Below are 19,453 nucleotides of genomic sequence, written 5' to 3'. Positions count from 1 at the left end.
TTTTGTTATTCAGCCGGAACGCTTTGTGCATCCCGGTCATCGCGTGCCGCGTCGATCAATGCGCGGCGCGCAAGGGCGTAATTGTCCTCGCCACCGGCCCGTTTTGCGCGGCGATCATCTAGGATGCGCTCGACCGCATCCAGACGCCCGGCGCGCAGGCCGGAATCAATTGTGATGCGCTCGAATACATCACGTTGCGCGTGACTGCCACCTGCCATCTGCATTCCGTCACGTGCCGTCGAAAGGAAATCAAAGGCTTGGCCGTATAGGCCGTCGCCAAAGGCTTCCAACCCTTTAGCTGCCGCGATGCCCGGATCGGACATTCGGATCGGGGTGTCGCCCTGATTGCGTTGGGCGTCTTTCTGGATGCGTTTCAGCATCTTTCCGGTTGCTTCGTCCCGGTTATCGCCAGTCAGAGCCAGCAAATAGTGCAGGTCGGCAAAGATCAGGCAGCCGTCTTCGGTGCGATTGGCGCTCAGGTCAGCCAGTTCTTCCCAGCGATTGCCGACGTTTACGCCCTCAAGTTCCAGACGGGACAACAACGAGGTCGCGTTCGAGATATCGCGGTAATCGTCGGTTTTGTCCTGACGGATGTAGTTGTCATACAAATCCATCACCTGATCGACCTGGCCCAGATCCAGGTGCATCAGCGCCTTGTGCCACCAGACGTGATAGCGGAAGTTGTTACAATGCGCCCAAGCGTCCTCGCGCCCGGCCAGCCAATCCAGACCCAGCTGTGCGTTGCCGGTCATTTCATGCACGTGGGCCACCGCGTGCAGGCCCCATGCGTCATCTGACACCATCCACAGCGCCTGACGGCCTGCAATCTCGGCTTTTTCATAGGCACCGGTTTCTTCCAGCGCGAAAGAATGGCAGCCCAACAGATATCCACGGCCCGCATGATCGGGCTCATAAGCCGGCATCACACGTTCGATCGAGCGACGCATGCCTTCGGCGTCGCCCAGAACAAAGCGGGTGGCATGGCTAAGCTTCATCGCCAGCGAGTCTTGCGGATGGGCGCACAGGATTTCCTCGAACTTCTGAACGGCTTGCGAGGGCAGATCGGACAGATACAGCTCCAGCGCTTGTACATAAAGGCGTTCGCGTGCGGTTACCGGTTGACGCTCCATCGCGGCATTGGCGGCGGCCAGAGCATCGACGGCGACTGGCATCATCTCGCGGCGGCCCAGCAGAACCATGAACAGACCTTTGATCGCATGGCCCAGGGCAAAATCCGGCTCAAGCTCCAAGACTTTTCCCAGATGCTGAGGCGTCACCGCCGCATGCGCCATGAACCCGAGCAGCACGCCATCCCATGCCTCGGCGCTTGCCGAATGGCTCAGGGTGTTCATCTGTCCGAAAACGTCTTGTTTCATGCTCGTGGTCCGATCCGTTGAGAATTAGTACATTATTCGACTTATCAGAGACTCTAGCGGGGTCGTATCAGTATCGACCGACCTCTCGAATTGGTGAAATGCTGTGTGTGCAAAACGTGAAAAAAACCGCCGATTCAACGGCATGTTTCAGCAACATGCCGGCGAATTAGGCATTGTGTTTCAGTCTTCAAACGGGTTTTCGGCGTTCAGAACGGCCTGAGTGTCCGCGCCAAAGGTCGGTGGAGCACTGCGATATGTTACAGGCGTTTTGGACAGTTTCAGTGGATTTCCGATCAGATTCACCTGTGCCGGGTCGGCTTGCATGGCGATCTGCATCTGCCTTGCGGCGACCTGATCGGTGGCAAAAACCTGATCCAACGTCTGCACCGGGCCCACAGGCACTTTGCGCGCCTCAAGCTCGGCAATGACGGTTTCAGTGTCATAGTTTTGCACGGCTGGGCGCAGAATTGCGTTCAGCGCATCACGATGTTCCAGACGTGATGGGTTGGTTGCAAAACGGGGGTCGTCCGCCAGGTCAGGCTGTCCGATGAAGTCACAAAACCGTCTGAACTGGCTGTCGTTGCCAACGGCCAGGATCACGTGCCCGTCTGCCGTCTGGTAGACGTCATAGGGTACGATATTCGGGTGCCCGTTTCCGCGCCGTTGAGGGACATTGCCCGAAGTCAGATAATTTACGCCCTCATTGATCAGCCATGCAATTTGCGCGTCAACCAGCGCAAGGTCGATCTGCTGGCCCTCGCCTGTTTGATCCCGGTGGCGCAGCGCGGCCAGAATGCCGACGGTCGCGTACATGCCGCACATCACGTCAGCGATGCCAACGCCCACTTTCATGGGCGCGCCCTCGGGATCACCGGTCAGAGACATGATCCCGCCGTAACCCTGTGCCATCAGGTCATATCCGGGCTTCGACGCGTTTGGTCCGTCCTGTCCGTAGCCTGAGATCGAGCAATAAACGAGGCTGGGAAATTCCTGCGACAGGGTTGCATAGTCCAGCCCGTACTTCGCCAACCCGCCGGGTTTGAAATTCTCGATCAGGATATCGGCATGCGAGGCGAGACGTCGGATGTCCGCCTGACCCTCGGCTGTTGTGATGTCGATTGCCACTGATTTCTTGTTACGGTTGGCCGACATGAAGTAGGCGCTCAGATCAGATGCATTGCCATCAGCGTCAGTCACATACGGAGGACCCCACTGGCGCGTATCATCGCCGCCGGTTGCTGGGTTTTCGATCTTGATCACGTTTGCGCCCAGATCGCCCAGCAATTGCGTGCAGGTCGGTCCTGCCAGAATGCGGGACAGGTCCAGAACCTTGATACCCTTCAGCGGCCCCTCAGATCCGGCCATCATAGCCTCCACGGTCGATCTCGGCGGCGATGACGGTAAAGCCGTCGGCCTTGACCGCCGCATCCAGCGCCGCGCGCAGTTCTTCGCGGTTGCGCACCGTGTGGCCGTTACCGCCGAACGCGCGGCCCATGGCGGCAAAGTCGTGGCGGTCGAAATCTACGCCTGTGTTGCCCATCTGGCGCTGGCGCTGTTTCAGCTCAATCAGCGCAAGGCTGGCATCGACAAAGACCAGAAAAATCGGGTTACCGCCCATCTCGGCAGCGGTCGACAGCTCTCCGGCGACCATCAGGAACCCAGCATCGCCCGAGAAACTGATCACCGGGCGGTCGGGTTCGGCCAGTTTCAGGCCAATCGCCATCGGCACGGCACAGCCCATGGTACAAAGGGCCGAGGATTGGATCAGCCCGCGTTCCTCGGAGCAATCCCACATCTGGCTCAGCAGGATGCGATGCGCGCCGCTGTCGGCCGTCGCCAGAGTGTTGGCGGGCAGGGCAACGCGGGTTTCAGCGATAACCGCCGCGGGTCCCCAGTCGTCATCCGTGGGAAACGCCTGCGCCAAAGCGGCTTTGACTTGCGCGGGTTCGCCACCCAGCCATGTCTTGCGCGACGGGGTGCCTTTGGCGATGGCCTCCAGCGTCTCGCCGGTATGTGCCACCAAATTCAGCCCCGCCTGATGCATGTAATGGTCATTGGGCACAGCCGAGACGTCGATCACGCGCTTTTCCGCTGGGTCCCAGATCTCACGCCAGCCGGGGCGCATTTCGATCGGGTCATAGCCCAGACACAGCACCAGATCAGCCTGTTCGACCAGCGGAACCAGATGTTTGTCAGCCAGCGGCGAAAGGCCCGCGCCACCTAGGCACAGAGGATGATCCTCAGGCACGACGCCCTTGGCCTTGTATGTCGTCACGAAGGGGATGTCGAAATGCTCCAGAAATGCCTGCACCACGTTGCGCGAGTCGTCATAGAGAACATCCAGCCCGACAATTGCGATGGGCCGTTCGGCCTGCGACACCCATCGGCGGGCTTTCTCGACGCAGTCGCCCGCAGGGGATACAGAGGCAATCTTGGCGCGGCGGCGCGGTTTCACGCCCGACACGCGGGTATCCGCGACCGAGATCGGCACGTCGATATGCACGGGACCGGGGCGCGGCTGATTGGCCAACGTAACCGCCTTATCGGCAATAATGTCTGCGCCTTTGGCGGTCAGTGTAAACGTCCCTTTGGTGATCGAGCGATAGACCTGCGCGTGATCCATCACCTGATGGGTGTAGGTCAGCGCTTCATCGGCATCGACGCATCCGGTCAGAACGATCATGGGCACACGGTCTTGCAAAGCATTGGCGACCACGTTGATCCCGTTCATCGCACCGGGGCCAAGGGTGGCGACCAGAATGGCGGGCGCGCCATCGCGGTGATGCACGGCCTCGGCCATGAAACCGGCGGCGTTTTCATGCTTGGTCAGATGAAAGGTGATCCCGGCCTGTTCCAGCGCATCGACAAGGGTCAGAACCTCACCACCGGGCATTCCAAAGGCGTGGCGACATCCGGCCTCGTACAAACGTTGGGCCAGAAGGTCCGCTGCGCGGGGCGAGAGGTCTTGCATAAGTCATGCTCCGAAAAACTGTTTCACAGCAGATTGCGGAGGACGGCCCCAGACGCAAGGCGGATCACGCCAGTGTGACTATTTGACTGCTGTTTCAGCGACAGCTTGAAACTTGCCATCTAGTTCCTCGGCGATCTCACGTAGGGGGGCTCCGCCCTCAGAAACGTAGGGCGCGAAGACAAAACTGGGAGTCTTGTAGGACAGGGTGGCGGTGCCGTCCTCATTCTCGGTGACATAAAAGCGGATCGGTGCCTCGATCATCGCGTTCACCGAGGTTTCCAGCACGCGCACGGCGTAGTCGTTGTTGAAGGCCCCGATAACCCGATTGCCGGGGATGGTGATCCCGCGCGATGCGGCGGCCTTGGTCGGGCCTGCCTGCGTGACCACGATCAGACCATTGGCCTTGATGGCATCCTTGGTGTCGGCAACCAACGCGTCATAACTTTTGTCGGTTGTATAGCTGGCCCAGCCCGAAAGGGGCTCTTCTGCCAAAGCAGGGGTCGCTATCAGGGCTATCGCAGTCCAAAGGGCATTCATCGGGGCCTCCTGTTACGGGGTTGAGACTGTGATGCCAGAAAGCGGGACAGGGCGCACTCACAATCTTGTGCGTTTTCCCGATTGCGCCTGTGGCCGGAAACCCCCAGAAACAGGCAAGTGCCACCCGATGAGGTCCGAATTGGATCAGATGCGCCTGTTGATATGTTCGTCCTGTGCCGGTGCCCGCGATTGCGGGGCTGAGGTCAAAGCTGTCGAATTAGCCCTGACCCGCGCGGGGATTGAGGGAAGGGTTTCGGTCGATCAGCACGCCTGTTTCAGCGGATGCTCTGAACCCGTGGCCATCGCGCTGCAGGCCGATGGCGGTGCGTCATATGTGTTTTCAGGGGTCGATGTCGCTTCGGACGCCGATGATATCGTGGCGACCTGCCGGACCTATCTGGAAAGCCCCAAAGGCTGGATCGAAGACGCCCGGCCTTGCGGGCGGCTCCGGATGTGTTTGCGGGCGCGTATTCCGGCGCTTTAGTCGACCTGTAGTGTGACCGCCGCGCTGACGGGGATGTTGTCGACCATCAGCGGGCTGTGGCTGTTTGCGTTCAGAGAGACCGAGACTTCGACCTCGCCCTGCGGCAGATGGTCGATATGCATCCAGTTACCGTACAGCCGGGCCAGTTTCTCTCCATTTACGTAGACATGTGCATGCCCCTCGCCGTCGACATCGGTCTTTGAGGCATTTTGTGGTGAGAACCGAAAGTTCTGCGGCATGACATGCAGGTTCCAGCCCGCCATAGGATCGGGCGTAAGAGCGATCTCAAGCCCCGGAGCATCAGCGCCAGCAGGCAGGTTGATGGCAGTCGAATGATCGTGTGCGGCTGCCTCGGCGTGAGACGAACTGTGATGTGCGGGATCGCCATGGTCACGGCCGTCGAAAGTGACGCCATTTGCAGCCGCAACCACAAATCCTGCACCACTGCCAAAAACCATGCCAATTGCAAACAGGGCAAGTGAGCGTGCCATTTTATGTTCCTTGATGGTAGTAGAAACACGCCGAGCTGGTCTCGGCGTGTTCATAAGCGTGCTGGTCAGGCCGCAGCTTCGGCACGCTGGCTTTCATGTCGCCAGAAGTATCCGGCGAATGCCCCGACCAAAACCCAGGCTACCAGTCCGATGCCAAAGGCGCGTGCGGCAAACAGCGCGCCGATCTCGGTCGGAACGGGGCCGGTAAACACGTCCGGCTCGGGCGCGCCGATCAGATGTGGGGCCAACAGCAGGGCGGCTGCGATCACATAGCTGATCAGGGTGCCGCCAAAGGCAATCAGCCACATGGCAACACCTGCTGCGGCGACGGTCGCAAACCACCAGATCTGACGCGCAGCGACATCGGCTGCTGCCACGCCGGGCACTTCTGGCGCGAGTGAGAATCCGGGTGCGAGGTGCACGGCAATGAACCCCGCAAGCCCCCACAAAACGCCGGTGCGCCCGTCAATCTTGTGGCCGTTGCCCTCAGCCACGGACATCAGCGCAATCATCATCAGCGCATAACCGGTATAGATAAGCATCGTGAAAATGACGCTCAGCGCATCGCGGAACAGGTCCGAGAACATTCCCGGCAGCTCGGGGTGAGCACTTACGACGTCACCGCCGAAATGGACCAATTCACCTGATTCATACAGTTCCGCGTGCAGCAACACAGGTTGCACAAAGACCAACTGCAGCAAGGCGGCAATCAGCCCCGCTGCAGCACCAGCGAACAACGCGCTGGTCAGGATACGGCTAAACATGGGTTTAGTGGCAGGGGAAGCCGGTCGCGTGGCGCACATCGTGGGCTGCGTCATGCAGGGCCGCGGCCTGAACGTGGCCGGTCAGCGTGATGACGCCAAGGCCCAGAACCACAGCGAACATAACCGGCAGGATACCAACGCGTGAGGTCGAAGCGGTTGTTGCTTGAGTTGCCATTTTTAGTTCTCCTTTACCGTCGCACCCGACGGTTGGTGTTTTCATTCGTGCCTGGCAGGTCTCCTGGCTCGCGGGTCGATGCCTCTGTTCGCCTTCCCCCTGAAACTCAGGAGTGGCTGGTTGAACAGGGCTCACCGCTTACAGTCGCGGGGGCGGCTGTGGATTCGATCGCGCGCGGTCTCACCACATTCCCTCTTAGCTTGCCGGTATTGCCGACAGGACCAGACAGGTTCATTTAGCCGTTCCATCTGCTGCAGCGCAATCGTCATTTGCGACGTTTTAGGTCAGATCATGCGCTTTTTGAGAAGATAAATATCCATGATCCACCCATGATCAGCGCGCGCAGCGGCGCGGGTGTCCAGAATCGACTGTGCAACACCGGTCAGAGGGCCGTTGATCAGGATTTCTTCAGTCATGCCCACGTAAGCCCCCCACCAGATGTCATAATCTGCCATCTGAAGATGTTGGAACGAGCACTCACCATCCAACATGACCGCCACGTTTGATGCACCGTCCGGCCACCCTTCGTCGCGAATCCGCCGCCCCGTGGTAACGATGTAGGGGGCACCCAGTTCGTTGATCGGAATCGCGTGGGCCGCCGTCAACGCCTGCAGCGCTGTGATGCCGGGGATCACCCGCGTCGTCGGTTGAGGGTCCAACCGCGCCGCGATTCGCAGTGAGCTGTCGTATAGCGACGGATCGCCCCAGATCAGCAGCGCCACGTGCTGTGCGCCGGGATGGGCGGCAATCGCCTCGCGCCAGCGCAGCGCAATCGCTTCGTGCCATTCGTCCACCCCGCGCAGATACCCGTCTTCCGAGCGGCGCTTGGGGATGTCGAAATAGGCGATCTGCGGCGGCGTGTCGGTCACCTGCGCAATGACCTTTTCGCGCAGCCCGGCCAGATCGGCCTTATTCTCGCCCTTGCGGGGGATCAGGATCAGGTCCGCCGAGCGGATCGCCTGCGCGCCCTGAAAGGTCACGTGGTCAGGGTTCCCGGTGCCGATGCCGATCAAGGTCAGGTCAAACATCGTCAAACTCTGCCAGCGGGCCATAAAGGATCAGCGCCGGGGCGGTGCCTATCTCATCCGCCAGTTTTTCGGACAGCGCGCCTACAGTACTGCGATGCAGCTTTTGTTCGGGGGTCGAGACGGATTCGGCCATTAGTGCTGGCGTCTCCAGCGGCAGACCGTGGGCGTTCAGCGTTTCGACCAGCAGAGGAAAAGTCCGCTTGCCCATGAAGACGACGGTGGTCGCATCCGGGTCGGCCAAAGCGGGCAGGTTCAGGTCCTCGGGCAATTTGCCGCTGACATCATGACCAGTGACAAACTGTACTCGCCGCGCGGTCAGCCTGCGGGTCAGCGGGATGCCCGCCGCTGCCGCTGCCGCGACGGCCGAGGGGATGCCGGGTATGATCTCGTATTCGATCCCAGCCGCGCGCAGGGCCACCAGTTCTTCTTCCAGACGCCCGAACATGCCGCCATCGCCGGATTTCAACCGCACGACCCGCTGCCCGGTCAGGGCGTAATCCACCAGCAACCGGCTGACATGGTCCTGCTTGGGCGAGGGGCGGCCCGCCCGTTTGCCCACGCCTACCAGATCGGCATCGTCGCGCGCATGGTTCAGGATCGGCCCGCTGCTGAGGTCATCAAACAGCACCGCATCCGCCTTCTGCATCCGGTCCACAGCCTTCAGCGTCAACAGCTCCGGGTCGCCGGGGCCTGAGCCAATGAACGAAACAAACCCACTCATGCTGAGGCCTGCGCGATCAGGTGAAAGAACGTGCCGGTCACGTTGCCACGCACCGATCCGGTCTGCGGCCCTTCGGCCCCTTCTGCGTCAAACACACGGGCCAAAGGCGCGTCAGGTTGCTCGATGATCGAGGAATAGTGGAACTCATGCCCCCGCAGGCCCGTGCCTACGGCATAGCCGGGCATCGGGGCCAGCAGTTCGGCGCGGCGATAGCCCAGATTGAAATTGCGCTTTTCATAGGACGTCACCAGCCCCAACAACCCCGCCATCTGATGCGAAATACCCTCTTTATCGATCAGAGCCTGTCCCAGCGCCATGTACCCCCCGCACTCCCCATGCACGGGCTTGGTCCGCGCATGTTTCCGTAGCCCCTCCTGAAAGACTGATGCAGCGGCCAGAGTGCCTGCATGCAACTCGGGATATCCACCCGGTAACCAAACCAGATCGGCATCCGCCGCAGGGGCTTCATTCGCCAATGGCGAGAACGGCAACACCTCGGCCCCTGCCGCGCGCCAGCCTTCCAACAAATGCGGATAGGTAAACGAAAACGCAGAATCACGGGCCAGCGCGATCCGTTGCGCCGGTGGCCGCGGCAGCGCGGCGGACGATGGCCCATTCGGGCCTGAGGACGCCGCCCGCTTGATCGCCTCAAGATCGACATGCTCGCGCAGGAACGCGGCGTAGCCCACAATTGCGCTTTCCAGATCGGGATGTTCAACCGCCTGGATCAGGCCCAGATGCCGCTCGGGCAGGGTCAGGTCTCCACGACGGGGCAGCACGCCCAGAACCGGCAAGCCCGCGCGTTCCATTCCCAACCGCGTCAACCGCTCATGCCGGGGGCTGGCGCAGCGGTTAAGGATCACGCCGGCAAAGGGCAGATCGGGGTTATACATTTTGAAGCCCAAAGCCGTCGCCGCCGCCGATTGCGCCTGGCCGCCCACATCCAGCACCAGCACCACCGGCCAGCCCATCCGTAACGCGGTTTCCGCACTGGACCCATGACCCAGTTCACCGGGCTTGGCGACGCCGTCGAACAGCCCCATCGAACCTTCGGCGACTACGATATCCGCGCCCTCAGCCTGCGCTGAAATTGAATTCAACAGAGGCTCACCCATAGCCCAACTGTCCAAATTGAACGAGGCCCGACCCGCCGCCGCCCGGTGAAAGGCTGGGTCGATATAGTCGGGTCCGCTTTTGAAGGGTTGAACGGTCAGACCATCCTCGGCCAGCGCACGTAACAAGCCCAGCATGACCGTGGTCTTGCCCGTTCCCGAGGACGGCGCGGAAATCAAAAGGCCCGGAGGGTTAGTCATCGCGTCATTCATCCTCGGGGCTCCAACTGGACCACGGGCTATCGGCGCTTTGCGGGCGATAGCGGCGGTCGTAATCCTTGGAATACAGACAGCTTTCGTCGAACCCTTCGCCCGTGAGCGCAGGGCCGACCATGATCAGCGCGGTGCGGGCGATGCCGTCGTCCAGCGCGTTTTTCAGCGTCTCCAAGGTGGCGCGGATGATCCGCTCATCGGGCCAGCTGGCGCGATAGACCACGGCCACCGGGCAATCGGCACCATATGCCGGAGTCAGGTCGGCGATGACCTTGTCAAGATTGCCGATCGAAAGGTGAATGGCCAGCGTCGCGCCGGTACGGGCGAAATTCTCAAGCGTCTCACCCTCGGGCATCGAAGACGCACGGCCCGGCGTGCGGGTCAGCACCACCGATTGCGCAAGGCCGGGCAGGGTCAGTTCGGCGCCCAGAGCGGCGGCCGCCGCAGCGAAAGAGGGAACGCCGGGCGTGACGCTGACCGGGATACCCATTTCTTTCAACCGGCGGATTTGCTCACCCATGGCGGACCAGACCGACAAATCGCCTGAATGCAGTCGGGCCACATCCTGACCGGCCTTATGCGCGGCGTCGATCTGGGCCATGATCTGATCCAGATCCATCGGCGCGGTGTTGATGATTTTGGCCCCCTCGGGGCAGTGGCTCAGGATCTCTTCGGGAACCAGCGAACCCGCGTACAAACACACGGGGCAGGACGCGATGATATCGCGCCCGCGCAGGGTCAACAGGTCGGCAGCGCCCGGTCCGGCGCCAATGAAATGAACGGTCATGTTTGTCCTCCGATGGCGATGGCGCAGGTGGCCAGCCGGTCGTCTGATATCTGTCGGGGTGAAAGCAGCCGCGCGCCCAGTCCGGCGGCGGCAAGGGCGGACGCTTCGGACACGCTGCCGGTGCCGTAACTGGCGCGGCTGCGGGGCGAGCAAGTGAGCGTGCGCTGCCCGGCCAAATCGGCGGGTGCGATGAAATGCAGGGGCAGGGCGGTTTCGGCGGCGAATTCTGCAAGCGCGGCGTGACCTTCCTTGTCCGCGACGGTCGCCAAGGCGCTGACGGGGTGGAGTGCGGCGGCAGCCGTAAAGGCCGCGCGCAGGCTGTCCGCGGTCGCGGCTGAGGAAAAGCCAAGGCCGGCGATGATCATAGCGTGACGCTCCACTGAACCACTGGATAGGCAGATTTCCAACCGCGTCGGGGGCCCAAAGGCGCAGCCTGAGCCAGTTCGATCCGCAGAAGGTCGCCGCCTAATGCGTCGTGCCATTGCGCCAGTAACGTTTCGCTTTCCAGCGTCACCGCATTAGCGACCAACCGCGTGCCTTCAGGCAGCGCATCGCGCAACCATGCCAGAAGGTTTGCGTTCAATCCGCCGCCGATAAACACCACATTGGGCAACGCAAGCCCGGTCAAGTCATCTGGGGCAGTGCCGTGGACTACACTCAGCCGATCCTGTCCCAGCGCATCCGCATTGCGGCGAATACGCTCGGCTCGATCTGCGCGCGGCTCGATCGTGGTGGCCGTCAGTGTCGGATCACACATCAGCCATTCTATACTGATCGAGCCGGTTCCCCCGCCGATATCCCACAAATGCTCGCCGCGCTGTGGGGCCAGCGCAGACAGAGTCAGGGCGCGGATGGGGCGTTTGGTGATCTGTCCGTCAGTCTCAAATATCTCATCCGGCTTGCCCGAGGATTTCGGCAGTGCGCGCCCATCACCCGCGACCTCTAGCGCGACGCAGACCGGGTGATCGAACCCGCCCAGCAGCGCCTCGGTCAGGGACACACTGCGGGAACGCTCACGCGGGCCGCCGAGCGCCTCCATCACATGCAGGCGGGTGTCAGCAAAACCGGTCTCGGTCAGGTAGGTCGCGAGTTCCGTCACCGCAGCCCCGTTGCGTAGCAGCAGGATGGCGCGCAGACCCGGCGACAGATGCGGTCGCAGCCGGGTCAGGGGGGCAGCGTGCAGGCCGAAAGTCAGCGTTGCCTCCAGCGGCCAGCCAAGCCGGGCGGCGGCCAGCGAAAAGGTCGACTGTCCGGGCAGGGCGGTCCATTCCCCGGCTTCGAAATTGCGCGCGATGGCAGACCCCGCGCCGAACCAGAACGGATCACCCGAGGCCAGCACCACGGTTTGCCGCCCCCGGAACCCGGTCAGCATGGGCAGCCCGTCGGCAAAGGGCACCGGCCATTCGACCCTTTGGGCGGGGCTCTCGGGGATCAGCGACAGATGGCGCGGCGGTCCCATGATGATTTCAGCGCGCTCCAGCACTTGACGGCTTGCGGGCGACAGGCCATCAAGCCCATCCTCACCCAGGCCCAGAACGGTCAGCCACGGAGCTTCATGCATGACACATCTCCTGATCCTTGGCGGCACCACCGAGGCCAACGCACTGGCCAAAACCGTGGCCGAGTTGGGCATCCCAGCGACCTACTCTTATGCTGGTCGCGTCGACAATCCACGCCCGCAGCCGCTGCTGGTGCGCGTAGGCGGGTTCGGGGGCGTTGCCGGTCTGGCCGCCTATCTGCGCGACCATACTGTAACCCATGTGATCGACGCCACGCACCCTTTTGCCGCGCTGATGAGCGCCAACGCGGTGGCCGCCTGCCATCAGGCCGAGGTGCCTCTGGCTTCGCTGACCCGCCCGGCGTGGACGGAACAGGATGGAGACCGCTGGCAACATGTTCCGGATATCGACGGCGCAGTGGCCGCCCTGTCCGGCGCACCGCAGCGGGTGTTTCTGGCCGTGGGCCGAATGCATCTTGAGGAGTTCGCCACACAGCCTCAGCATCGCTACTTGCTGAGGCTGGTCGATGAACCGGGTACTCTGCCGTTGCCTAATTGCGATGTGGTTGTTTCGCGCGGGCCGTTCACTCTGGCCGATGATCAGGCGTTGATGCAGCGTCATGAGATCCAGTTGGTCGTGTCCAAGAACGCAGGCGGCCTTGGCGCGCGCGCCAAGCTGGACGCGGCGCGGGCGCTGGGCCTGCCAGTGCTGATGATCGACCGTCCGGCCCTGCCGCAGCGGGTCGAACTGTCGAGCGTCGCTCAGGTTCTGGACTGGCTGGCTCATTCTGGCGTGAACCTCGGGGTGTAGACGATCGGCGCGCCGTCACGCTCGATCACGCGAGTGCGGGACGAGCCGACGATGACCACCGTCTGCATATCTGCCATCTCGGGTGTGGCGTCGGCCAGTGTCGAAATCCGAATGGCCTCATCCGCGCGCGATACTGCGCGGGCGAACAGGATCAGCCGTTCGGGCTCGCATTCCTCACGTAGGATTTCCAGCGTCTTTACAAAGCCTTCAGGGCGGGACTTCGACCGCGGATTGTAAAACGCCATCGAGAAATCTGCCTGCGCGGCCAGCCGCAGGCGCTTTTCGATCAAGGACCACGGCTTGAGGTTGTCACTCAGGTTGATGGCGCAGAAATCATGCCCCATTGGCGCGCCCGCACGGGCCGAGGCCGCCAACATCGCCGTAATCCCCGGCAGCACGTCAATCTGGATATTGCGCCACTCGGACGGGCCATTCTCCAGCGCCTCAAACACTGCCGACGCCATTGCAAACACACCGGGATCGCCCGAGGACACAACGACCACGCGTTTGCCCTCCGCAGCCATCTGCAACGCGTGCTGCGAGCGGTCGATCTCAACCCGGTTGTCACTGGCGTGCAGCGTCAGTCCTTCGCGTTCGGCCACGCGTGCCACGTACGGAATATAGCCGACCACGTCCGTGGCCTCGGCCAAAGCAGCGGTCACCTCGGGCGTCACCAGCGCCTCATCCCCCGGTCCAAGACCGGCGATCTTGACCCAGCCGCTCATGGTCTGCGCCCCTGTCCATGCACGATGATGATCGAGAAATAGGGAGTGATGCCGTCGCAGTTTTCAGACAGCTTGCAGACGCGTTGATTGGGCATCTGGGCATATTCGACGATCCACGCCCGGTCATACAGCCCAGCCGTTTTCAGCGCGCGTTTCACTTTGTCAATATTGCGGCCGATCTTCATCACGACCAGCGCGTCGGTCTGCGCCATCTGTTGGGCCAGAACGTCTTCGGACAACGTGCCTGCCAGAACAGTCAGGATGTCATCGCCCCATGTGATCGGGTCACCTGTCGCTGTCCACGCGCCGGACATGCCAGTGATGGCAGGTACGACTTCAACATCAGTTTTATCGCGCAAGCGATTGTAAAGGTGCATGAAAGAGCCGTAGAAGAACGGATCGCCCTCGCACAAAACCACCACATCCTCGCCATTATCAGACAGCGCCTTCAGATGCGCGGCGCAGTCTTCGTAGAACGCTGCAAGCAGTTCGTTATAGCGCGGATCGGTCAATGGGATTTCGGTCGTGACCGGGTATTCCATCGGGAATTCAACGGCGTTTTCGGGGATCATCCCATTGACGATTTTGCGCGCCTGCCCACTGCGACCGGGCTTGCGGAAAAACGCCACATGGCGCGCATTGCGCAGCAGGCGATCAGCCCGCACGCTCATAAGGTCGGGATCGCCGGGGCCGAGACCCACGCCATAGATGGTGCCGCTCATTCCGCGCGGCTCGCGATGGCGTTGATGGCGGCGACGGTGATGGCGCTGCCGCCCAGACGACCCTTCACGATGCAGGACGGTACCGGCTGTGCCTCCCACAAGGCGTCTTTGGATTCGACCGCGCCGACAAAGCCCACGGGACAGCCGATGATCGCGGCGGGGCGTGGGCAGTCGGGGTCTTCCAGCATGTTCAGCAGATGGAACAGGGCAGTAGGGGCATTGCCGATGGCGACAACGGCACCGTCCAGATGTGGGCGCCACAGTTCCAGCGCGGCCGCCGAACGCGTGTTGCTCATCTCGGCGGCCAAGGGGCGCACGCGTTCGTCATGCAGTGTGCAGATAACCTCATTGTCGGCGGGCAGACGGAACCGGGTCACGCCCTCGCTGACCATGCGCGCGTCACACAGGATCGGTGCGCCGTTTTCCATTGCCGCGCGGGCGGCGGCCACAAACCCGGGCGAGAAATGCACGAACTCCTCCAGCCCCACCATGCCAGCGGCGTGGATCATGCGGACAGCGACCTGTTCTTCGTCGGCGTCGAACCGAGCCAGATCAGCCTCGGACCGGATGGTGGCAAAGCTCTCCTTATAGATCGCCGCGCCATCGGTTTCATAAGTATAGGGCATCAGGTGAAGTCCATATTCATAAGTGTTTCTTCGGTCAGGCCGGTCTGGCAGGGCTCATCCCCCGCGCGGCCTTGTTTGACAAGATCAAATCTTCCGGCATTGCCGATCAGGGTCACATCGGCCGGGCCTATGCGCGCGCATCCCTTGGCGCAGCCAGAGACATGCAGGCTGCCCGGTACGCGTGCCGCCAAAGCGCGCGCGATGTCGCGGGTTTCCACCTGCGCCTGCGGGCAATATGGCGCGCCGGGGCAGGCGTCGGTGATCATCAGCGGGTCGGTGCCATCTGTGACAAAGGCTGGGGCGGGTATCGCCGCCCCGCCCTCCAACAGGATCAACCGCCACGGGGTGACGCGTAAGGCAACGGCCCCGCTTTGCGCGATCAGGTCCTTCAGTGCGTGCGCAGGCAATTGCCCGAAGGCCGCACCATAGAGCTTTCCCGGATCGCAGGGGCCGGGTCGCAACGGAGGCCCAATAGATCCCGGAGCTGCGCCCTGCCACTCCGGTGGCAGAACCGAGACCACGCGTGACATGCGTCGCGTCTCGGGCGTGTAGGTTTGGGCGAACCATGCGGCCAGGGCGATCAGTTGGTCGATGGCCTCGGGTTCTTGGACCAGACGTCCGGTCTCGGCCCCATCGGCGCGCAGGATCAGGCCATCTGAAGCTGTTTCCAGCCGGATATCGGCTGAATTCCCAGCCAGCAGGCGCTCAGGTCCGGTGTCGATGGCAAAGCCGAACTTGGCGGGCAGGGCGGGCAGTTCCACCAGCCGGTCAATAAGCTCTTGCGCCAGCCGGGCGGTCAGGTCTCCGGCTTTGTACAGAGGTGAGACCAGAATGTTGCGGCGCACCTCGATCCCCGGCTCGGCGTCCAGCAGGTTCAGCGCGGCCAGTTCGGCCAGCAGGGATTGATGATTCGTCTCGGACACACCCCGCAGCTGCAGGTTAGCGCGGTTGGTCAGGTCGATGGTGCCATTGCCGAAGCGTTCCGCCAGATCGCACAGACCCATGGTCTGCTCAGCTGTCAGACGGGCCAGTCGCGGCCGCACCCGGACCACCAGCCCATCGCCCGACATCATCGGACGGTGCGCACCGGGACACCAGCCCTGGACGATGGGAGCGCTCATCCCAGCCCCTCCAGATCGGCGCGAATCGAGTTGCGGCGTGTGTTCCAAAGCCCCGCCTCCAGCAAGGCGCGGAACCGGTCCTGCATGGCCTGATGGGCCTTCGGGTTGACCTTGGCCAGAAAAGCGTCGACGTCTTCGTTGCCCAACGTGGCATCGTGGTAGAGGTCGAACAGATGCGGCGCGACTGTGCCAGATAGATGCGCGAATGAGGCCATATGATCCAGCGTCGCGGCGATCTCGGCTGCGCCCCGGAATCCGTGGCGTTGCATCCCGGCGATCCAACCCGGATTGGCGGCGCGGGCGTGGACCACGCGGCTGATCTCTTCGGGCAGGGTCCGCGCGCGCGGGGTGTCGGGGTTGGTGTTGTCCAGATGATAGAGCTGCGCTGTGCCGCCGGTGATCTTTTTGGCGGCGGCAAATCCGGCCTCATGCGTGGCGTAATCATTGGCCAGTAGCAGGTCGGTCTCGGTCAGATCCTGCAGGTGGACGAAACTGTCGGCATTGGCGACGCGTTGGGTGATGCCGTCCTTGTCCTGCGCGATGTGCTCGCCCTCCAACGCGTAAGAGCTGGCATCCAGCCATGCTTCACCCGCTTGCGCGCGCGCCTCGTCGGTGTAGACTTCCGACAATTGCGTCATGTTCACGCCATAGCTTCCGGGGGCAGGACCATAGACGCGAGCAACGGGTTCCTGACCGGCATAGGGGTTCCAGTCGGCCGCCTCATCGCGCGCCGACAAGGCCCGGATCGCCTGACCGTACAGCGCCGAGAGCGTCGGGAACACGTCGCGGAACAGGCCCGAAACACGCAGCGTTACATCCAAACGTGGGCGGCTGAGATCGGTGATCGGCAGAACCTCAATGCCCGAGACCCGCTCGGACCCTTTGTCCCAGACCGGTTTGACGCCCAGCAGGTGCAGCGCCATGGCGAATTCCTCACCCGCCGTGCGCATGGTGGCCGAGCCCCAGAGGTCGACAATCAGGCCCTTGGGATAATCGCCTTCCTCTTGCAGATGCCGCCGCACCAGTTCTTCGGCCAGTTTCACCCCTTGCGTATAGGCAGCGCGCGTGGGCACGGATCGCGGGTCGGTGGTATAAAGGTTCCGTCCCGTCGGCAGCACGTCCGAGCGGCCACGATAGGGCGAGCCGGACGGCCCGGCCTCAATCCGCTTTCCGGCCAGCGCATCAATCAATGCGCGGTGTTCAGACTGGGCCGAGGGCGCGGGGTCGAAATTGCCCGTGACCTCGGGCACCCGGCCAAAGATGTGCAGCCCGTCGCCGAACTGGCTTTCCTTGATGTCGCAGACAAAGCGGTCGATGCGGGTGATCGCCTCGGCGGTGCAGGTGGCCTGATCCAGACCCAGATCGCTCTCCAGCCCTATGGCCTGTGCCTCGTCGCGGATATCCTCTTGCAGTCGGTCGCGGCGCTTGGGGTCCAGACCATCGGCGTTCGAGAACTCGTCCAGCAGGGACTCCAGCCGTACCATCCGATCCGGTGTACCGCTTTCTTTCAAAGCGGGCGGGATGTGGCCCAGTGTGACGGCTCCGATCCGACGCTTGGCTTGCGCGGCCTCGCCGGGGTCATTGACGATGAAAGGGTAGATCACCGGCAGATCGCGGATAAGCGCTTCGGGCCAGCAATCGGCTGAGAGCGCGACGGATTTGCCGGGCAGCCATTCCAACGTGCCATGGGCACCGATATGGATCAGCGCGTCGGTGCGCAGGCTTTTGCGCAGCCACAGGTAGAAGGCGACATAGCTGTGGCGCGGGGTGCGTGACAGGTCGTGATAGTTGTCATCGCGCAGCTCGGGCGCGCCGCGCTCGGGTTGCAGTGCGACCAGAACTTTGCTCCGGCGCAGCGCGGTGAAGTGGAAGGCACCATCCGCGAAAGCGGGATCACTCTCGGGCGCACCCCAGACGGTTTGCAGGTCGGTGCGTAGCTGTTCGGGTAGGTCGGCCAGCGCGGCCTGATAGTCGGCAAGGGGCCATGCGATCCGCGCGTCCAACAGAGTTTCAGAAATCGGTTCGGCAGGGGCGGTGTCATAGCCCTCGGCCTGTAGGTCGGACAGCATTGCCTCGGCCGAGGCCAGCGCGTCCAGACCGACCGCATGGGCCATCTGCCAGTCTTTGCCGGGATAGGTGGACAGAACCAGCGCGGGCACCTGATCGGATTTGGGTTTGTCTTGCAAGTTCAGCCAGCCGGTAACACGGTCAAGGATGGCCTCGATCCGTTCCTCTTCGGCCCGGTGGGCAAAGCGGGAATATTCCAGATGCTGGTCGCGCTTGCCCGGCTCCTTGAACGAGGCGATGCCTGCTGAAATCCGCCCGTCCACCTCGGGCAGCACCACATGCATGGCGAGGTCGGCGGGCGAGAGGCCGCGTTCCGCTTCGGCCCAGGCTTTGCGGCGCGAAGTGGCCAGTGCGACTTGGAAGACGGGCACATTCGCAGCATCTAAGGGCGAGGTGCCAGACGCGCCTTTGCCTGAGAAGGACGTGGCGTTGATGATCGCGGATGGGGCCAGCGATACGATGGTGTCGCGCAGCCAGTCGGCAGCAGCCGGGGCTTTCAGAGAGGGGGCGAAGAGCCCCACGGCTTCAAATCCACGTGCGCGCAGACTGCGGATTAGGGCGGCCACGGGGGCGGTGTCGGCGGATGTCAGATAAGCGCGGTAGAAGGTGACGAGGATGCGTTTCGCATCCCCGGAAAACGCCTGTTCCGCCGGGATCACGCCGCGGTCCGGGCACCATGCGCCGCAGTCGGGCAAGGACTTGGTGCCCATCACCGGGCCCGCATACAGACCAGCTGCCAATGCCATCTGCGCCAAAGCGGCTTGTGCTGCAACCTCGCCACCGGTGTCGCAAAGATGCGCCAAGCGGCGCAGGGTGGAGACGGGCAGGGTCGAATAGTCATCCAGCCGCGTATCCTCGCGCCCGTCGGCGGGCAGCACGGCCACAGCAATCCCTTTGGTCTGCGCAAGCGATAGAACCTGCTGCAGTCCGTAGGACCAATAGGGCACCCCGCCGATCAGTCGGATCAGGATGCCCTTGGCGCCCTCCAGCGTCTGCTCGACATAGGTATCCACCGAGAGGGGATGTTTCAGTGCCGTCAGATTGGCCAGCCGCAAGGTCGGCATCCGACCCTCGGGCCCGCCGCCGCGATGCCAGCCTGCCGCGAAAGCACCAAGGTCGCTGTCTGAGAACGACAGCACCACCAAATCCGCCGGGCTCTGGCCCAGATCGGTTGGTGTTTCGGATTCCTCTAACCCGTGGCTTTCGCGGAAGACGACGTGCATG

At 62.6% G+C, this 19,453-nt stretch carries 20 protein-coding genes and 1 riboswitch; of the genes, 2 read left to right on the top strand and 18 right to left on the bottom strand.

All coding sequences use genetic code 11. The annotated features are described in order from the left end of the window. Positions 1-5: 5 nt before the first annotated feature. From AC2TAD_RS03580 to AC2TAD_RS03565, 4 genes are all read right to left on the bottom strand, one after another. A complete protein-coding gene (locus AC2TAD_RS03580; protein ID WP_480865983.1) occupies positions 6-1,376 on the bottom strand; it encodes a tetratricopeptide repeat protein in 1,371 nt (456 codons plus the stop codon). Between the two features lie 180 nt (positions 1,377-1,556). After that, a complete protein-coding gene (locus tag AC2TAD_RS03575) occupies positions 1,557-2,741 on the bottom strand; it encodes a CaiB/BaiF CoA transferase family protein (protein ID WP_480865981.1) in 1,185 nt (394 codons plus the stop codon). Beyond that, positions 2,728-4,347: a thiamine pyrophosphate-binding protein gene (locus tag AC2TAD_RS03570; RefSeq protein ID WP_480865980.1), complete on the bottom strand. Its 1,620-nt coding sequence runs from the start codon at positions 4,345-4,347 to the stop codon at positions 2,728-2,730. The genes AC2TAD_RS03575 and AC2TAD_RS03570 overlap by 14 nt, the downstream gene beginning before the upstream one ends. 78 nt (positions 4,348-4,425) lie before the next feature. Further along, entirely contained in the window at positions 4,426-4,884 is a 459-nt protein-coding gene (locus AC2TAD_RS03565) for a DUF302 domain-containing protein (protein WP_480865978.1), read from the bottom strand. A gap of 127 nt (positions 4,885-5,011) precedes the next feature. Here AC2TAD_RS03565 and AC2TAD_RS03560 point away from each other — a divergent pair, with 127 nt between their 5' ends. Then, complete coding sequence (locus AC2TAD_RS03560; protein ID WP_234899339.1) at positions 5,012-5,368, top strand: DUF1636 family protein; 357 nt, start codon at positions 5,012-5,014, stop codon at positions 5,366-5,368. On the opposite strand, the gene AC2TAD_RS03555 is transcribed toward AC2TAD_RS03560, so the two are convergent. From AC2TAD_RS03555 to cbiE, 9 genes are all read right to left on the bottom strand, one after another. Further along, on the bottom strand, positions 5,365-5,859 hold the full coding sequence (locus AC2TAD_RS03555; RefSeq protein ID WP_480865976.1) for a hypothetical protein: 495 nt from the start codon (positions 5,857-5,859) through the stop codon (positions 5,365-5,367). The genes AC2TAD_RS03560 and AC2TAD_RS03555 overlap by 4 nt on opposite strands. Positions 5,860-5,924: 65 nt before the next feature. Beyond that, positions 5,925-6,623, bottom strand: a complete 699-nt coding sequence (locus AC2TAD_RS03550; protein ID WP_353390461.1) for a CbtA family protein — start codon at positions 6,621-6,623, stop codon at positions 5,925-5,927. Between the two features lie 4 nt (positions 6,624-6,627). Then, entirely contained in the window at positions 6,628-6,798 is a 171-nt protein-coding gene (locus AC2TAD_RS03545; protein ID WP_170354675.1) for a CbtB domain-containing protein, read from the bottom strand. A 36-nt stretch (positions 6,799-6,834) separates the two neighbouring features. Next, a riboswitch (cobalamin riboswitch) is annotated at positions 6,835-7,039 on the bottom strand. 43 nt (positions 7,040-7,082) lie between these two features. Continuing rightward, positions 7,083-7,826: a precorrin-6A synthase (deacetylating) gene (cobF, locus tag AC2TAD_RS03540; RefSeq protein WP_480865975.1), complete on the bottom strand. Its 744-nt coding sequence runs from the start codon at positions 7,824-7,826 to the stop codon at positions 7,083-7,085. Further along, positions 7,819-8,547 (bottom strand): uroporphyrinogen-III C-methyltransferase, encoded by a 729-nt coding sequence (gene cobA, locus AC2TAD_RS03535; RefSeq protein WP_480865973.1) that lies wholly within the window; start codon positions 8,545-8,547, stop codon positions 7,819-7,821. The genes cobF and cobA overlap by 8 nt, the downstream gene beginning before the upstream one ends. After that, positions 8,544-9,872 (bottom strand): cobyrinic acid a,c-diamide synthase CobB, encoded by a 1,329-nt coding sequence (locus tag AC2TAD_RS03530; protein WP_480865972.1) that lies wholly within the window; start codon positions 9,870-9,872, stop codon positions 8,544-8,546. Before AC2TAD_RS03530 ends, cobA begins: the two co-directional genes overlap by 4 nt. After that, complete coding sequence (cobM, locus tag AC2TAD_RS03525; RefSeq protein ID WP_480865970.1) at positions 9,865-10,659, bottom strand: precorrin-4 C(11)-methyltransferase; 795 nt, start codon at positions 10,657-10,659, stop codon at positions 9,865-9,867. The genes AC2TAD_RS03530 and cobM overlap by 8 nt, the downstream gene beginning before the upstream one ends. Continuing rightward, the gene (locus tag AC2TAD_RS03520; protein WP_480865969.1) at positions 10,656-11,024 is read right to left on the bottom strand and encodes a cobalamin biosynthesis protein; all 369 of its coding nucleotides are present in this window, start codon (positions 11,022-11,024) and stop codon (positions 10,656-10,658) included. Before AC2TAD_RS03520 ends, cobM begins: the two co-directional genes overlap by 4 nt. Beyond that, complete coding sequence (gene cbiE, locus AC2TAD_RS03515) at positions 11,021-12,220, bottom strand: precorrin-6y C5,15-methyltransferase (decarboxylating) subunit CbiE (RefSeq protein WP_480865967.1); 1,200 nt, start codon at positions 12,218-12,220, stop codon at positions 11,021-11,023. Before cbiE ends, AC2TAD_RS03520 begins: the two co-directional genes overlap by 4 nt. Between cbiE and AC2TAD_RS03510 the strand changes: the two genes are divergently transcribed. Beyond that, positions 12,219-12,968: a cobalt-precorrin-6A reductase gene (locus AC2TAD_RS03510; protein ID WP_480865965.1), complete on the top strand. Its 750-nt coding sequence runs from the start codon at positions 12,219-12,221 to the stop codon at positions 12,966-12,968. The genes cbiE and AC2TAD_RS03510 overlap by 2 nt on opposite strands. Here AC2TAD_RS03510 and cobJ read toward each other — a convergent pair. Genes cobJ through cobN form a run of 5 tightly spaced genes read right to left on the bottom strand, consistent with a single transcriptional unit; the run spans position 12,941 to position 19,452 of the window. Beyond that, positions 12,941-13,693: a precorrin-3B C(17)-methyltransferase gene (cobJ, locus tag AC2TAD_RS03505; RefSeq protein WP_480865963.1), complete on the bottom strand. Its 753-nt coding sequence runs from the start codon at positions 13,691-13,693 to the stop codon at positions 12,941-12,943. The two genes, AC2TAD_RS03510 and cobJ, sit on opposite strands and share 28 nt — an antisense overlap. Beyond that, positions 13,690-14,415: a precorrin-2 C(20)-methyltransferase gene (locus AC2TAD_RS03500; RefSeq protein ID WP_170354667.1), complete on the bottom strand. Its 726-nt coding sequence runs from the start codon at positions 14,413-14,415 to the stop codon at positions 13,690-13,692. The genes cobJ and AC2TAD_RS03500 overlap by 4 nt, the downstream gene beginning before the upstream one ends. Then, positions 14,412-15,041, bottom strand: a complete 630-nt coding sequence (locus AC2TAD_RS03495) for a precorrin-8X methylmutase (RefSeq protein WP_480865961.1) — start codon at positions 15,039-15,041, stop codon at positions 14,412-14,414. The genes AC2TAD_RS03500 and AC2TAD_RS03495 overlap by 4 nt, the downstream gene beginning before the upstream one ends. Next, positions 15,041-16,162 (bottom strand): cobalamin biosynthesis protein CobG, encoded by a 1,122-nt coding sequence (locus tag AC2TAD_RS03490; protein ID WP_480865960.1) that lies wholly within the window; start codon positions 16,160-16,162, stop codon positions 15,041-15,043. The genes AC2TAD_RS03495 and AC2TAD_RS03490 overlap by 1 nt, the downstream gene beginning before the upstream one ends. Continuing rightward, complete coding sequence (gene cobN, locus AC2TAD_RS03485; RefSeq protein WP_480865958.1) at positions 16,159-19,452, bottom strand: cobaltochelatase subunit CobN; 3,294 nt, start codon at positions 19,450-19,452, stop codon at positions 16,159-16,161. The genes AC2TAD_RS03490 and cobN overlap by 4 nt, the downstream gene beginning before the upstream one ends. Between the last annotated feature and the right edge of the window lies 1 nt (position 19,453).

The sequence above is a fragment of the Ruegeria sp. HKCCD7628 genome (assembly GCF_057221005.1).
Note: the sequence above shows the minus strand (reverse complement) of the source record. Positions and strands in the feature narration are given on the sequence as shown.

Bases quoted from the DNA above. Each gene is read 5' to 3' on its own strand.
- AC2TAD_RS03490 (WP_480865960.1), bottom strand. From the start codon at position 16,162: ATGAGCGCTCCCATCGTCCAGGGCTGGTGTCCCGGTGCGCACCGTCCG.
- AC2TAD_RS03530 (WP_480865972.1), bottom strand. From the start codon at position 9,872: ATGAATGACGCGATGACTAACCCTCCGGGCCTTTTGATTTCCGCGCCG.
- AC2TAD_RS03510 (WP_480865965.1), top strand. From the start codon at position 12,219: ATGACACATCTCCTGATCCTTGGCGGCACCACCGAGGCCAACGCACTG.
- AC2TAD_RS03500 (WP_170354667.1), bottom strand. From the start codon at position 14,415: ATGAGCGGCACCATCTATGGCGTGGGTCTCGGCCCCGGCGATCCCGAC.
- cobN (WP_480865958.1), bottom strand. From the start codon at position 19,452: ATGCACGTCGTCTTCCGCGAAAGCCACGGGTTAGAGGAATCCGAAACA.
- cobA (WP_480865973.1), bottom strand. From the start codon at position 8,547: ATGAGTGGGTTTGTTTCGTTCATTGGCTCAGGCCCCGGCGACCCGGAG.
- AC2TAD_RS03545 (WP_170354675.1), bottom strand. From the start codon at position 6,798: ATGGCAACTCAAGCAACAACCGCTTCGACCTCACGCGTTGGTATCCTG.
- cobJ (WP_480865963.1), bottom strand. From the start codon at position 13,693: ATGAGCGGCTGGGTCAAGATCGCCGGTCTTGGACCGGGGGATGAGGCG.
- AC2TAD_RS03580 (WP_480865983.1), bottom strand. From the start codon at position 1,376: ATGAAACAAGACGTTTTCGGACAGATGAACACCCTGAGCCATTCGGCA.
- AC2TAD_RS03495 (WP_480865961.1), bottom strand. From the start codon at position 15,041: ATGCCCTATACTTATGAAACCGATGGCGCGGCGATCTATAAGGAGAGC.
- AC2TAD_RS03550 (WP_353390461.1), bottom strand. From the start codon at position 6,623: ATGTTTAGCCGTATCCTGACCAGCGCGTTGTTCGCTGGTGCTGCAGCG.
- AC2TAD_RS03560 (WP_234899339.1), top strand. From the start codon at position 5,012: ATGAGGTCCGAATTGGATCAGATGCGCCTGTTGATATGTTCGTCCTGT.
- cbiE (WP_480865967.1), bottom strand. From the start codon at position 12,220: ATGCATGAAGCTCCGTGGCTGACCGTTCTGGGCCTGGGTGAGGATGGG.
- cobM (WP_480865970.1), bottom strand. From the start codon at position 10,659: ATGACCGTTCATTTCATTGGCGCCGGACCGGGCGCTGCCGACCTGTTG.
- AC2TAD_RS03570 (WP_480865980.1), bottom strand. From the start codon at position 4,347: ATGCAAGACCTCTCGCCCCGCGCAGCGGACCTTCTGGCCCAACGTTTG.
- AC2TAD_RS03575 (WP_480865981.1), bottom strand. From the start codon at position 2,741: ATGGCCGGATCTGAGGGGCCGCTGAAGGGTATCAAGGTTCTGGACCTG.
- AC2TAD_RS03520 (WP_480865969.1), bottom strand. From the start codon at position 11,024: ATGATCATCGCCGGCCTTGGCTTTTCCTCAGCCGCGACCGCGGACAGC.
- AC2TAD_RS03565 (WP_480865978.1), bottom strand. From the start codon at position 4,884: ATGAATGCCCTTTGGACTGCGATAGCCCTGATAGCGACCCCTGCTTTG.
- AC2TAD_RS03555 (WP_480865976.1), bottom strand. From the start codon at position 5,859: ATGGCACGCTCACTTGCCCTGTTTGCAATTGGCATGGTTTTTGGCAGT.
- cobF (WP_480865975.1), bottom strand. From the start codon at position 7,826: ATGTTTGACCTGACCTTGATCGGCATCGGCACCGGGAACCCTGACCAC.